Below are 12872 nucleotides of genomic sequence, written 5' to 3' on the forward strand. Positions count from 1 at the left end.
TCGCGCTGATCCAGTCAGACGATCAGGATCGCGCGGAAATCGTTGACGTTGGTGCGGGTCGGGCCGGTGACGATCAGGTCGTCGAGCGCGGCGAAGAATCCGTATCCGTCGTTGTTGTCGAGATGCGCGCGTGCCGATGCGCCCTGCGCCGCGGCGCGCGTCAGCGTGTCCGGAGAGAGCAGTGCGCCGGCATTGTCTTCGGAGCCATCGATGCCATCGGTATCGCCAGCGAGTGCGTGCACGCCCGGCAATCCATCAAGTGCCACGGCCAGCGCCAGCAGGAACTCCGCGTTACGGCCACCTCGGCCATTGCCGCGTACCGTCACGGTGGTCTCGCCACCGGAGAGAATCACGCACGGCTTCTGGAACGGCTGCCCGTGCGCGACGATCTGACGCGCGATGGCGGCATGCACTTCGGCCACGTCGCGCGCTTCGCCTTCGATGCTGTCCGAAAGAATGTGCGGCGTCAGGCCGAGTTCACGAGCGCGCGCAGCGGCGGCTTCGAGCGATTGCTGCGCACTGGCGAGCGTGACGCTGCGATGGCCGGCAAAGCGTGCATCGCCCGGCTTCGGCGTTTCGCCGGCACCGCTCTCCAGATGCGCGCGCACGGCGTCCGGAACTTCGATGCCGTACTTGGCGATCACGGCGAGCGCATCGGCACATGTGGTGGCATCAGGTAGCGTGGGGCCGCTGGCGATCAACGTGGGATCGTCACCGGGGATATCGGAAATCAGCAGGGTTTCGACGCGTGCCGGTGCGCATGCCAGCGCCAGTCGTCCTCCCTTGAGCGCGGAAAGATGCTTGCGCACGCAGTTCATCTCGCCGATGCTCGCGCCGCTACGCAGCAGCGCCTTGTTCACGGCTTGCTTGTCGGCCAACGTCAGCCCCGGCGCCGGTGCGGCGAGCAATGCCGACCCACCGCCGGAAATCAGGCACAGCACGAGGTCATTGGCGGTCAGGCCCTGCACCAGTTCCACCATCCGTTGCGCGGCCTGCTGGCCCGCTGCATCGGGTACGGGATGCGCGGCTTCCACCACCTCGATGCGGCGGCATGGTGCGCCGTGGCCATAGCGTGTGACCACCAGACCCGACAGTTCGCCCTGCCAGTGCGACTCCACAGCCTGCGCCATCGCAGCAGCAGCCTTGCCGGCGCCGATCACTACCGTGCGGCCCCTGGGCGGTTGCGGCAGATGCGGCGGCAGGCAGTGGCTGGCGCTGACGGCGGCCACTGCCGTATCGAACAGGTCGCGCAACAGCGCGCGCGCCTCGGTGGGATGGCGATAATCGGATGGGCGTTTGGCGGAAAGCAACGCAGCCGTGGCGTCTGAGGCGTCGGTGGCGAACATGCGGGTCCTGAAAAATCTTCGATCATTCGAAGCAGCCGCCTTCGCACGAAGACGGCTGCAGCAACGCGGTAAAGCTTGCTTCCGTACTTACTTTGCGCCCTTGGCGATCTCGTGGTTCGACATGATCTCGATCGCACGGCACAGCGCCGAATGATCCTGCTTGCCGAAGCCATTGGCTGCGCACGTGTTGAACAGTTCCTGCGCGGTGGCCGTGTTCGGCAGCGCCACGCCCAGTGCCTTCGCGCCCTGCAGTGCGAGGTTCAGATCCTTCTGGTGCAGTTCGATGCGGAAGCCCGGATCGAAAGTGCGCTTGACCATGCGCTCGCCGTGCACTTCCAGAATGCGCGAGGCCGCGAAGCCGCCCATCAGTGCCTGGCGCACCTTGGCCGGATCGGCGCCAGCCTTCGATGCAAACAGCAGTGCTTCGGACACGGCCTGGATGTTCAGCGCCACGATGATCTGGTTGGCCACCTTGGTGGTCTGGCCGTCGCCATTGCCGCCCACCAGCGTGATGTTCTTGCCCATCAGGTCGAACAGCGGCTTCACCTGATCGAAGGCTTCGGACGGGCCGCCGACCATGATCGTCAGCGACGCAGCCTTGGCACCCACTTCGCCACCCGACACCGGTGCGTCCAGGTACGAGGCACCCAGCTTGTTGATGCGCGCCGCAAAGTCCTTGGTGGCAATCGGCGAGATCGAGCTCATGTCCACCACGATCTTGCCGTAGGTGGCTTCCTTGCCCGCTGCCTTGAATGCAGCCGCCACGCCTTTTTCGGCAAACAGCACGGCTTCCACGTGCGGGGTATCGGGCACCATGATGATGACGATGTCCGCGCGCTTGGCCACTTCTTCCGCGCTCGTGCAAACCGTGACGCCGGCATCGACCAGCCCTTGCGGTGCGGGGTTCACGTCATGCACGAACAGCGTGTGGCCTGCTGCGCGCAGGTGGCCCGCCATCGGGGCACCCATGATGCCGAGTCCGATAAAGCCGATGTTTTTCTGGTTTGCCATTGTTGTCTCCAGGGTTTTCAAGATGAGATGAGTTCGATTCGGTGTTCTCCCCTCTCCCTTTGGGAGAGGGGCGGGGGAGAGGGCAGGCGGGTCAGATTGCGAGTGCGTCGGCAAGCAGAACCCCTGGCCCTCTCCCCCAACCCCTCTCCCGCTGTGCGGGAGAGGGGAGGAAAACAAGCAGGTAGAGGAGGCGACTTAAACCCCCATCCCCTTCCTCCACCCCAGGCCTTCCTCGGTGGTCGTCTTCGGCTTGTACTCGCAGCCGATCCAGCCGGCGTAGCCGATCTCGTCGAGGAAGCGGAACAGGTAGGGGTAGTTCAGTTCGCCAGTGCCCGGTTCGTTGCGGCCGGGGTTGTCGGCGAGTTGGACGTGGCGGATCTTCGGCAGGTTGGCTTTGATCGTGTTGGCGATCTCGCCCTCCATGCGTTGCATGTGATAGATGTCGTACTGCACGTAGAGGTTGGGCGCGTTCACCTGGCCGATCAGGTCCACGGCCTGCTGCGTGCGCGACAGGAAGAAGCCGGGGATGTCGAAGGTGTTGATCGGCTCGATCAGCAGGTCGATCTGCTCTTTCTGCAATGCACTGGCGGCAAAGCGCAGGTTTTCGACGAGGGTCTCGTTGGCCTGCTCGCGCTTCACGTTCTGCGGCAGGATGCCCACCAGGCAGTTCAGTTGTCGCACGCCCAGCACCTTGGCGTACTTGATGGCTTCGCCCACGCCGTCCTGGAATTCGCTCACGCGGTCGGGGTGGCACGCGATGCCGCGCTCGCCAGCTTCCCACTTGCCGGCCGGCAGGTTGTGCAGCACGAGGTCGAGCTGGAAGCGGTTCAGCCGATCGGCAATCTGATCGGCATGGAAGGCATAGGGAAACAGGAACTCCACGCCGCGGAAGCCCGCGCGGGCGGCGGCCTCGAAGCGGTCGAGGAAGCCCACTTCATTGAACAGCATCGTCAGGTTGGCTGCGAGCTTTGGCATTGTGATGTCTCTCTCGGTGTCGGGGAAAAAACGCCGCACCTGCCCCAGGGCCAGGGCAGGGCGGCTTGCTACGGGAAAGCAGAAACTTTTGAAACGATGAGCGAGGGATGGTCAGGCCGTGACCGTCTCTTCCTTGAGGATGGCCTCGTCGGCGTCCTCGATGTCCTCGATCGGTTCGAACTCGTTGATGTTGTCGATCTCGGTGCCCATCGCGATGTTGGTCACGCGTTCCAGGATTACCTCGACGACCACCGGCACCGAGAACTCGGCCATCAGGTCGCGCGCTTCGGCAAAGGCCGGTGCGATGTCTTCAGGCTTGAACACGCGAATCGCCTTGCAGCCCAGGCCTTCCACCACCTTGACGTGGTCCACGCCATAGCCTTCCAGTTCCGGCGCGTTGATGTTGTCGAAGGCCAGCTGCACGCAGTAGTCCATCTCGAAGTTGCGCTGCGCCTGACGGATCAGACCGAGGTAGGAGTTGTTCACCACCACGTGGATGTACGGCACCTTGAACTGCGCGGCCACGGCCAGTTCCTCGATCATGAACTGGAAGTCGTAGTCGCCCGAGATGGCCACGACATCGGAATCCGGCGAGGCAGTCTTCACGCCGATGGCGGCGGGAATGGTCCAGCCCAGCGGGCCGGCCTGGCCGCAGTTGATCCAGTGGCGCGGCTGGTTCACGGACAGGAACTGCGCGGCGGCGATCTGCGAGAGACCGATCGTCGTCACATAGCGCACGTCGCGCGGGAAGTACTGGTTCATCTCGCGATACACGCGCTGCGGCTTGACCGGCACGTTGTCGAAATCGCTCTTGCGCTGCATGGTGCGGCGACGCTTCTGCACATCGGCCACCCAGCTCTTGCGGCATGGCAGGCGGCCAGCCATCTTCATTTCGCGCGCCACTTCCACGAACAGTTCCAGCGCAGCCTTGGCGTCGGACACGATGCCAAGATCCGGACCGAATACGCGACCGATCTGCGTAGGCTCGATATCGACGTGCACGAACTTGCGGCCCTTCGTGTAGACATCGATGCTGCCCGTATGGCGATTGGCCCAGCGGTTGCCGATGCCCATCACGAAATCGGAGGCCAGCAGCGTGGCGTTGCCATAGCGGTGCGAGGTCTGCAGACCCACCATGCCAGCCTGCAGCGGATGGTCGTCGGCCAGCACGCCCCAGCCCATCAGCGTCGGCACCACCGGCACGTTGACCAGTTCGGCAAACTCGACGAGCAGTTCGTTGGCATTGGCGTTGATGACGCCGCCGCCGCAGACGATCAGCGGACGCTCGGCCTGGTTCAGCATCGAGATGGCTTTCTCGATCTGCGCACGCGTTGCGGCCGGCTTGTACGGCTTCATCGGCTCGTACGTCTCGATATCGAATTCGATCTCTGCCACTTGCACGTCGAACGGCAGATCGATCAGCACGGGACCGGGACGGCCCGAGCGCATCAGGTGGAACGCCTGCTGGAACACCTGCGGCACCAGCGCCGGCTCGCGCACGGTCACGGCCCACTTGGTCACGGGCTTGGCGATCGATTCGATATCGACGGCCTGGAAGTCTTCCTTGTAGAGGCGGGCACGCGGGGCCTGGCCGGTAATGCAGAGGATGGGGATCGAATCCGCCCAGGCCGAGTACAGGCCCGTGATCATGTCAGTGCCGGCGGGGCCCGAGGTGCCCACGCACAGGCCGATGTTGCCCGGTTCGGCACGGGTGTAGCCCTCGGCCATGTGCGAGGCGCCTTCCACGTGGCGCGCCAGCAGATGCTTGATCGTGCCGGCTTTGCGCATGGCCGAATAGAACGGGTTGATGGCGGCGCCAGGCACGCCAAACGCGGTGGTGATGCCTTCCTTTTCCAGCACGGCAATGGCCGCGTCGACTGCTCTCATCTTCGGCATGTCTGTCTCCAATACGCTCAAAAACATGGGTGAATGTCGTTCTGGGGTTGATGCTATGCCCGCAGTGGGTCATCGATAAACGGAACGACGATCACTTGATTCGATATCAGCGGTATGGAATCGCGCAGCAAAGCTGGATGGAATGCGGCGCAATCGATACTTCGAAAGCCGCGTTCCATGAGGTCGTCGAACGGGACGGAAAGGCAGATACGATGCGGAACTGGGGCGATCTCGTACCTTTTCGGGGTATCGCCCTTAAGCGGGGCGGGCCAGAATAGCGGGTTTGGAATTGCCACTGCTTCGCCATGTACACGCGGCTGCCGCCCACCTACGAATTGTTGGAAGCCCTGCAGACGGCCCCCGGCCCGAAGCGGCCCGATGGCCGCCTGGGCACGGTGCTGTGGGCGGGTTTCGTGCTCGCGCTCGTGCCTTCGCTGGTATCGGGCGGCGCACTGGTCTGGTGGCACCAGATCCTCGTGCAGGTGCCGCCGGCATGGCTACCGCAGGCGTTCCACGTGCTGCTGGCGATCAGCGGCGCGTTCTACGTGGCGGCGTGGGCCGCGCGGCTGCTGGGCGGTCGTGATGCATTGCAGCATCCGCTGCGCTGGATGTCGCGCCGAGTCGATACCCAGAGCGAGGTGGAAAACGCGCTGCTGCTGCGGCTGGGCCGGATTCCGGCGCTGCAACTGCGGGCGCGGCAGCGTCGCATCGGCCTGCATGCGCGGATCTGGGAAGGCGGCGCACGGACCGTGGCGCTGGTCCTTGCCCTTGGTCCCGCCGCCGTGGTGCTGGCCGATGGCGTCGCCGTGATGGCGCCGGGACACGGGCCGACGCTGACGGCCATCTATGGCGTGGTGCTGGTAGTGGGTGCGGCGTTCGCGCTGTTCGCCCAGTTGCAATGCAGCGCGCCACTGCGCCGGCTGGCCCATGTGCTGGGTGAAGCCGCCGAGATCAACGAGGCCCTGGGCCGCTCGCGCCAGCCGTGATCGGCCTGTCTCATCGAACGTTGCGCATGCGCAGCATCGCGGGGCGGGGATGCGCAGCAAGCCCGTCATGCCTCACAATCCCGGCAGGAGACAACTGGCTAAGCCGGGCGCAATGGACAAACTCAAACAAATCGAAGCATTCATCGCCGTGGTCGAGCACGGCAGCATGGCGGCGGCGGCGCTGACGCAGAACGTCACGCCCGTGATGATCGGCCGTCGCATCAACGCGCTGGAATCCCGCATCGGCGTCAAGCTGCTGCATCGCTCCACGCGCCGCATCGTCGTGACCGAACAGGGCGCGGCATTCATGGAGCAGTGCAAGAAGGCGCTGTCGGACCTGGATCGCGCCGAGATGCTGATTGCCGAAGGCAAGCACAAGGCCACGGGGCACCTGATCGTGTCGGCGCCGGCAGCGTTCGGGCGCAAGCATGTGGCACCGCACGCCCCGGCCTTCCTGGCCGCCAATCCCGACGTGCAGGTCTCGTTCAACCTGACCGACCGCGTGGTGGACCTCGTTCGGGAAGGCTATGACGTGGGCATCCGCATCGGTGGCGCCATCGACCCCAACTTCGTGGCGATCAAGCTGGCGACCAACAAGCGCGTGGTCTGCGGCACGCCGGCCTACTTTGCGAAGTACGGCGTACCGCTCACGCTGGAGGATCTGGAGAAGCACAACTGCCTGGCGTTCAACCTGCAGGGCGGCCAGCAGCGCGGCTGGTACTTCCAGCAGAACGGCAAGACGGTGACGGTGCGCGTCAACGGCAACCTCGACTGCAATGACGGTGAACTGCTGCATCGCTGGACCGGCGAGAGCCTGGGGCTGGGCTGGCGCTCCACGTGGGAAATCCTGCCCCAACTGGACAGCGGCGAGCTGATCACGGTACTCGACGAGTACGCGCTGCCCGACTACGACATCCTGGCCGTGTACCCGCAGCAGCGTCCGGTGCCGGCAAAGATCCGCTTCTTCATCGAGCACCTGAAGCAGGCGTTTGCCAAGCCGGGGTATTGGACGGGAAGAAGCTGAGGGGAAAAGGAAGAGGAGGGGTGGCAGGCTGGAACAATCCAGCCCGCCAAATGAAAAAGCCCGCAGCCATTGCGGTCTGCGGGCAGTCCTTCTTGCGAAGGACGGGGAGAGCTCATGAAGTGCGCCCCCGCAACTCCATGGCGAGAGGAATGATGCGCCTCTCACCCTCCCTTCGTCGTTGATGGCGATCAACCCGAACGCAACCACGGAAGGATCAGGCCAGCAGCGCCGCCACGAGATCCTTGCTGCGCGCCGCAGCCGGGACTTCCTCGAAGTGCAGCGCGCTTTCCACGTGGTTCAGGTGCTCCACCATCAACTGCACCGCGCGGTCCGCATCGCCGGCGCGTGCGGCCTCGATGAACGCGCGATGCTCGTCCGACGAGCACGTGGCATCGCGACGGCTCTGGTACAGCATCGTGATCACCGCGCTGCGCATCGACAACTCGCGCATGATTTCCGTCAGCACGTTGTTGCCGGCCACCTCCGCCAGCACGATGTGGAAATCCCCGAGCAGGCGCGTGCGGGTCTGCGCATCGTTGCCGCCGAGTGACTTGCGCTCCGCCGCCAGATGTTTCTCGATCCGTTTGTAGTCCGCCGCCGTGGCGCGCGCCACGAACTCGCGCGCCAGCGCCGCCTCCAGGATGCGACGCACGGCAAAGACCTCGCGCGCTTCTTCGGCGCTGGGCTTGGCCACGAAGGCACCCTTGTCCGGAACAATCTGGATGACCTTGTCCTTGGACAGCATCAGCAACGCCGCCCGCACCTTGGTGCGGCTGACGCGGTAGACGCTGGCAAGTGCCTCTTCGCGCAGCTTGGTGCCGGGCGGGAGCCGGTGCGAGACGATGGCACCGACGATATCGTCGGCGATCGCCTCGGCGGTCATATCTGGATCGATGTGCTCGGGCATGGTGTGCGCGCGTCTCTTGCCGGACCTGCGCGTTGGCTGGAATGGCGTGATTCTAGCGCCCCGGCACCGTCCCCGGCAGCGATGCGGGACCGATAGCCTCCGTGGAGGCTTCCACCGAGGCCGACAATCCCTCGTCCAACTCGCCCGGCGGGATGGTCCCATTGAGCACGCCATGCGCCCGTTCGCGGTCGATATCGCGCTCCCAGGAGGCCACCACAACCGTCGCCACACAGTTGCCGATCAGGTTGCCCACCGCGCGGGCGATGCCGATGAACCAGTCCACTGACAGCACCAGCACCAGACCGATGGCGGGAATCGCCGGATGCGCGGACAGCGTGGCTGCCAGGATCACGATGGCCGAGCCGGGAATGCCATGCGCGCCCTTCGACGTGATCAGCGCCACGGCCAGGATGCCGAGCAGGTCGCCCATCGCCAGCGGCGTATTGGTGGCCTGCGCGATGAACACGGCGGCCAGCGTCAGGTAGATCGAGAACGCATCGAGGTTGAACGAGTAGCCCGTGGGAATCACCAGCCCCACCACGGACTTGCGGATGCCCATGTATTCGAGCTTCTTCATCACCTGCGGCAGCACGCTATCCGACGAGGCCGTACCCAGCACCACGAGCAATTCGGCGCGCAGATAGCGAATCAGCTTCAGCACCGAGAAGCCGCACAAGCGCATCACCGTACCCAGCACCACGGTCACGAACAGGATCACCGCGCCGTAGAACAGGATGACGAGGAAGCCGAGCTGCTTGAGCGAGCCGATGCCGTACTTGCCCACCGTGAACGCCACCGCACCCAGCACACCCAGCGGCGCCAGCTTGATGATGAAGCCCATCATCTTGAACAGCGTGGCGGAGAAGTTGTCGATCAGCTTCACCAGCGGCCGTGCCGGCTCACCCACCACCGACAGCGCGCAGCCGAACAGCACCGACACCAGCAGCACCTGCAGCACGTCACCACTGGTGAACGCGCCGAGGATCGTGTTGGGGATCAGCTTCATCAGGAAGTCCACCGTGCCGGCGCTCTTCACCTTGTCGGCCGAATCCATGTACGCGGCCATCGCCGAGGGATCGAGCGATCGCGGGTCCACGTTCATGCCCACGCCGGGCTGGAACAGGTAGGCCAGTGCGATGCCCAGTGTCAGCGCGATGGTGGTGACAATCTCGAAATAGACCACGGCCTTGAGGCCGACGCGGCCCACCTTCTTGAGTTCGCCCGCGCCACAGATGCCGGCCACGACCACGCAGAACACCACGGGTCCGATCAGCATCTTGATGAGCTTGATGAAGCCATCGCCGAGCGGCTTGAGCTTGGCGGCGAATTCGGGAAAAGCCAGTCCGAGGAGGGTGCCGAGCACCAGGGCGATCAGCACCTGGCCAAACAGGGAGCGGGTAAAGCGCGTGTGCAGGCGAGCGCCGGCGGCGCGCTGCGGGGGTACGGCATGCTGCATCGTTGTCTCCGTGCCGGGCGGGTCCGTGTCGCCATCGATGGCGCCATCGGCCTGCCCTGATCTGGTTCAGGATTGCCAGCCGTCACATGTCAGGCGATGCGTGCGTGACGGCCGGTATGGCTGCGCCGGGATCAGGCGAACCGCTAAGCCTGATGCCACATGGAAAGCCCCCCTGTTGAGGCGGAATCCACGCCATCCACTTGTCGGGACTGGATTGTCCGGGGCGGATTGTCGGTGCGTGGAGGCCAATATAGTGCATATCATTTTTGTATGCAATTTTTGAATTCACTGTGCTAACATGAATCGCACAGAATAGAGCTACGGTACGGGCGCCCGCCCGGCTGGCCCAGCACTTGCAACATGGCCGGCATTCCTTCAATCCGGGCTCAGGCAACAACAGCAGGAGAGACACGCACATGGCAGCAATCCCGACGACGCTGGCCGCCGACACCGGCTCGCGCATCATGGCCTGGGCCGACACCCTGGCCGTGCATACCGATCAGCCCGGTATGCTCACCCGCACCTACCTGACGGACGCCCACCACGGCGCCGCCGCCCAGTTGACCGAATGGATGCAGGCCGCCGGCATGACCGTGCGCCGCGACGTGGCCGGCAACGTGATCGGCCGCTACGAAGGCACCGAGCCCAATGCGCCGGCGCTGCTGACGGGGTCGCATTTCGACACCGTGCGCGACGCGGGCCGCTACGACGGCAACCTCGGCGTGATCCTGCCGATTGCCTGCGTGGCCGAGTGGAACCGCCAGGGTCGCCGCTTCCCGTTTGCGCTCGAAGTGGTCGGGTTTGCCGAGGAAGAGGGCGTGCGCTTCAAGGCCACGCTACTGGGCAGCCGCGCTATCGCCGGTACGTTCGACACCAACGTGCTCGACAACGTCGATGACTCGGGCCAGACCATGCGCGACGTGATGCGCGCCGCTGGTTTCGATGCCGCGCAACTGCCTGGCGCCCAGCATGATCGCAACAAGGTGCTCGGCTTCATTGAGGTGCATATCGAACAAGGTCCGGTGCTGCTCAACGAAGGGCTGCCGGTTGGCGTGGTGACGGCGATCTCGGGCGCCACGCGCTACATCGTTGAACTCGAAGGACTCGCCGGCCATGCTGGCACGGTGCCGATGGACATGCGCCGCGATGCCGCCATGGCTGGCGCTGAGATCGGCCTGTATATCGAGAAGCGCTGCGGCGGCAAGCCGGGGCTGGTGGGGACGGTGGGCCAGTTCAACGTGCCGAATGGTGCGACCAACGTGGTGCCGGGCCGCGCCGTGTTCTCCATCGATATCCGCGCCGGCGTGGATGCCGAGCGCGAGGCTGCCGTGAATGACGTGCTGGCCGAGATCGAACGGGTCTGCGCACGCCGCAACGTACGTGTGCAGATGCGCAAGACCCACGAGGCCAACAGCGTGCCGTGCGCACCGTGGCTGCAATCGCAATGGGCCGCCGCTGTGGAGCGCCAGGGCGTGCCGGTGCGCCACCTGCCATCGGGCGCGGGCCATGACGCCATGGCCATCGCCGCCATTGCTGACGTGGCGATGCTGTTCGTGCGCTGCGGCAACGGCGGCATCAGCCATCACCCCACGGAAACGATGACCGCCGAGGACGCACAGATTGCCGCACGTGTGTTCGCCGATTTCGTCGAGCATTTCCAGCGCACCCAATAAGACCACCAGACAACTCCGAAAGATACGAAGATGACCGCACGAGACAACATGAACCCGATCGAGACCACGCTCACCCAGTACATCGACACGCAGCGCCCGCAGCAGGAGGCGTTCCTGGCCGAGCTGGTCAAGGTGCCGTCGGACAACCCGGCGGGCGACTGCGAGGCCCATGGCCTGCGCGCCAAGGAATTGCTCGAAGGACTCGGCTTCAAGGTGGATGCGCACAAGGTGCCCGAAGCGCAGGTGAAGGCCGCAGGCATGATCAGCGCCACCAACCTGCTGGTGCGCAAGACGTTCGGCAACGGCGGCCCGACCATCGCGATGAACGCGCACGGCGACGTGGTGCCTCCGGGTCTGGGCTGGACCAAGGACCCGTACGGCGGCGAGATCGCCGACAGCGAACACGGTCCGGTGATGTATGGCCGAGGCGTTGCAGTGTCGAAGTCGGACTTCGCCACGTACGCGTATGCCGTGCTGGCACTGATCGAAGCCGAGAAGCAGGGCGCCAAGCTCAACGGCACGGTGGAACTGCAATTTACGTACGACGAGGAAACCGGCGGCGACATCGGCCCGAAGTTCCTGCTGGATGAAGGACTGACCAAGCCCGATTACGCGATTTCGGCAGGCTTCTCGTATGGCATCACGTCGGCGCATAACGGCTGCCTGCACGTCGAGGTGACGGTGAAGGGCAAGCAGGGCCACGCCGCGATGCCGCACACTGGCGTGGACGCGATCGAAGCCGCCACGCACATCCTGCAAGCCATCTACGGCCTGCGCGCCGAACTGGCGACGCGCAAGAGCAAGACGCCGGGCATCGACACCGCTACGCTGAACGTGGGCCTGATCAAGGGCGGCATCAACACCAACGTGGTGCCTGATCTGGTCACGTTCCGCGTGGACCGCCGCATGATTCCGGAAGAGATCGGCTTTGATGCCGAAGGCGAACTGCGCGCCGTGGTGGAGAAGGCTGCAAAGGAGCGTCCGGGCATCGAGGTGAAGGTCGAGCGCATCATCCTGGCCGAGCCGCTGTCGGAACTGCCGGGCGTGGAAAAGCTGATCGGTGCATTGAAGACGCGCGCCGAATCCGTGTTCGGCGTGGAGATCCCGGTGCAGGGCGTGCCGCTCTATACCGACGCCCGCCACTACACGAAGCACGGCATCCCCACCGTGCTGTACGGCGCGGGCCCCCGCACGCTGATGGAAGCCCGCGGCCACAACTCCGATGAAAACCTGCGTCTGAACGATCTGAATCGTGCAACGAAGGTGGTGGCGCTGGCGTTGTCGGATTTGCTGGGCTGATCGGGACCTATCTCCCGCTCTAGGTTTTGCTCCCCTCTCCCACAACGTGGGAGAGGGGTTGGGGGAGAGGGCAAGCGCTTGTGCATCGAGGTCGCTGATCGGAGCTTGAAACGCCGGCCCTCTCCCCCGCCCCTCTCCCGCTCGCGGGAGAGGGGAGAACACACCGGAGTTTGACTTACTCCGCCACACCCCCCACCACCGCCTGGCTCACCAGCCACCGCCGCACAATCTGCTCCTCTTCGGCTGTCAGATTCGCCCGCAATTCACGGTCTACCTCGCTCGCGCGCGTCTTGCACCCA

Annotated in this window: 10 protein-coding genes; 4 read left to right on the forward strand and 6 right to left on the reverse strand. The window is 64.7% G+C overall.

The genetic code is table 11. The annotated features are described in order from the left end of the window. Window positions 1–14: 14 nt before the first annotated feature. The 4 genes from ABDB81_RS19335 to gcl all read right to left on the reverse strand — a co-directional run bounded on the left by ABDB81_RS19335 (window position 15) and on the right by gcl (window position 5228). The gene (locus ABDB81_RS19335) at window positions 15–1346 is read right to left on the reverse strand and encodes a glycerate kinase (RefSeq protein ID WP_346812940.1); all 1332 of its coding nucleotides are present in this window, start codon (window positions 1344–1346) and stop codon (window positions 15–17) included. A gap of 87 nt (window positions 1347–1433) precedes the next feature. Further along, entirely contained in the window at window positions 1434–2357 is a 924-nt protein-coding gene (gene glxR, locus ABDB81_RS19340) for a 2-hydroxy-3-oxopropionate reductase (RefSeq protein ID WP_137928354.1), read from the reverse strand. 195 nt (window positions 2358–2552) lie between these two features. Continuing rightward, the gene (hyi, locus tag ABDB81_RS19345) at window positions 2553–3332 is read right to left on the reverse strand and encodes a hydroxypyruvate isomerase (RefSeq protein WP_346812941.1); all 780 of its coding nucleotides are present in this window, start codon (window positions 3330–3332) and stop codon (window positions 2553–2555) included. A gap of 111 nt (window positions 3333–3443) precedes the next feature. Further along, window positions 3444–5228, reverse strand: coding sequence for a glyoxylate carboligase (gene gcl, locus ABDB81_RS19350; RefSeq protein WP_346812942.1), 1785 nt, complete (start codon window positions 5226–5228; stop codon window positions 3444–3446). Window positions 5229–5533: 305 nt separating this feature from the next. On the opposite strand from gcl, the gene ABDB81_RS19355 reads away from it, so the two are divergent. Both ABDB81_RS19355 and ABDB81_RS19360 read left to right on the forward strand, forming a co-directional pair. Beyond that, entirely contained in the window at window positions 5534–6214 is a 681-nt protein-coding gene (locus ABDB81_RS19355) for a hypothetical protein (protein WP_346812943.1), read from the forward strand. A gap of 112 nt (window positions 6215–6326) precedes the next feature. Beyond that, window positions 6327–7238, forward strand: coding sequence for a LysR family transcriptional regulator (locus ABDB81_RS19360; protein ID WP_346812944.1), 912 nt, complete (start codon window positions 6327–6329; stop codon window positions 7236–7238). A 214-nt stretch (window positions 7239–7452) separates the two neighbouring features. On the opposite strand, the gene ABDB81_RS19365 is transcribed toward ABDB81_RS19360, so the two are convergent. Together ABDB81_RS19365 and ABDB81_RS19370 are read right to left on the reverse strand one after the other, a co-directional pair. Then, window positions 7453–8145, reverse strand: a complete 693-nt coding sequence (locus ABDB81_RS19365; RefSeq protein WP_137928359.1) for a GntR family transcriptional regulator — start codon at window positions 8143–8145, stop codon at window positions 7453–7455. A 52-nt stretch (window positions 8146–8197) separates the two neighbouring features. Further along, the gene (locus ABDB81_RS19370) at window positions 8198–9601 is read right to left on the reverse strand and encodes a C4-dicarboxylate transporter DctA (RefSeq protein WP_346812945.1); all 1404 of its coding nucleotides are present in this window, start codon (window positions 9599–9601) and stop codon (window positions 8198–8200) included. A 416-nt stretch (window positions 9602–10017) separates the two neighbouring features. Here ABDB81_RS19370 and ABDB81_RS19375 point away from each other — a divergent pair, with 416 nt between their 5' ends. After that, complete coding sequence (locus ABDB81_RS19375; RefSeq protein WP_346812946.1) at window positions 10018–11274, forward strand: allantoate amidohydrolase; 1257 nt, start codon at window positions 10018–10020, stop codon at window positions 11272–11274. Between the two features lie 48 nt (window positions 11275–11322). Beyond that, window positions 11323–12573: a M20/M25/M40 family metallo-hydrolase gene (locus ABDB81_RS19380; RefSeq protein WP_249359756.1), complete on the forward strand. Its 1251-nt coding sequence runs from the start codon at window positions 11323–11325 to the stop codon at window positions 12571–12573. Window positions 12574–12872 lie beyond the last annotated feature (299 nt).

The organism is Cupriavidus sp. DL-D2, assembly GCF_039710735.1.
GTDB lineage: Bacteria > Pseudomonadota > Gammaproteobacteria > Burkholderiales > Burkholderiaceae > Cupriavidus.

Bases quoted from the DNA above. Each gene is read 5' to 3' on its own strand.
- ABDB81_RS19335 (WP_346812940.1), bottom strand. From the start codon at position 1,346: ATGTTCGCCACCGACGCCTCAGACGCCACGGCTGCGTTGCTTTCCGCC.
- glxR (WP_137928354.1), bottom strand. From the start codon at position 2,357: ATGGCAAACCAGAAAAACATCGGCTTTATCGGACTCGGCATCATGGGT.
- hyi (WP_346812941.1), bottom strand. From the start codon at position 3,332: ATGCCAAAGCTCGCAGCCAACCTGACGATGCTGTTCAATGAAGTGGGC.
- gcl (WP_346812942.1), bottom strand. From the start codon at position 5,228: ATGCCGAAGATGAGAGCAGTCGACGCGGCCATTGCCGTGCTGGAAAAG.
- ABDB81_RS19355 (WP_346812943.1), top strand. From the start codon at position 5,534: ATGTACACGCGGCTGCCGCCCACCTACGAATTGTTGGAAGCCCTGCAG.
- ABDB81_RS19360 (WP_346812944.1), top strand. From the start codon at position 6,327: ATGGACAAACTCAAACAAATCGAAGCATTCATCGCCGTGGTCGAGCAC.
- ABDB81_RS19365 (WP_137928359.1), bottom strand. From the start codon at position 8,145: ATGCCCGAGCACATCGATCCAGATATGACCGCCGAGGCGATCGCCGAC.
- ABDB81_RS19370 (WP_346812945.1), bottom strand. From the start codon at position 9,601: ATGCAGCATGCCGTACCCCCGCAGCGCGCCGCCGGCGCTCGCCTGCAC.
- ABDB81_RS19375 (WP_346812946.1), top strand. From the start codon at position 10,018: ATGGCAGCAATCCCGACGACGCTGGCCGCCGACACCGGCTCGCGCATC.
- ABDB81_RS19380 (WP_249359756.1), top strand. From the start codon at position 11,323: ATGAACCCGATCGAGACCACGCTCACCCAGTACATCGACACGCAGCGC.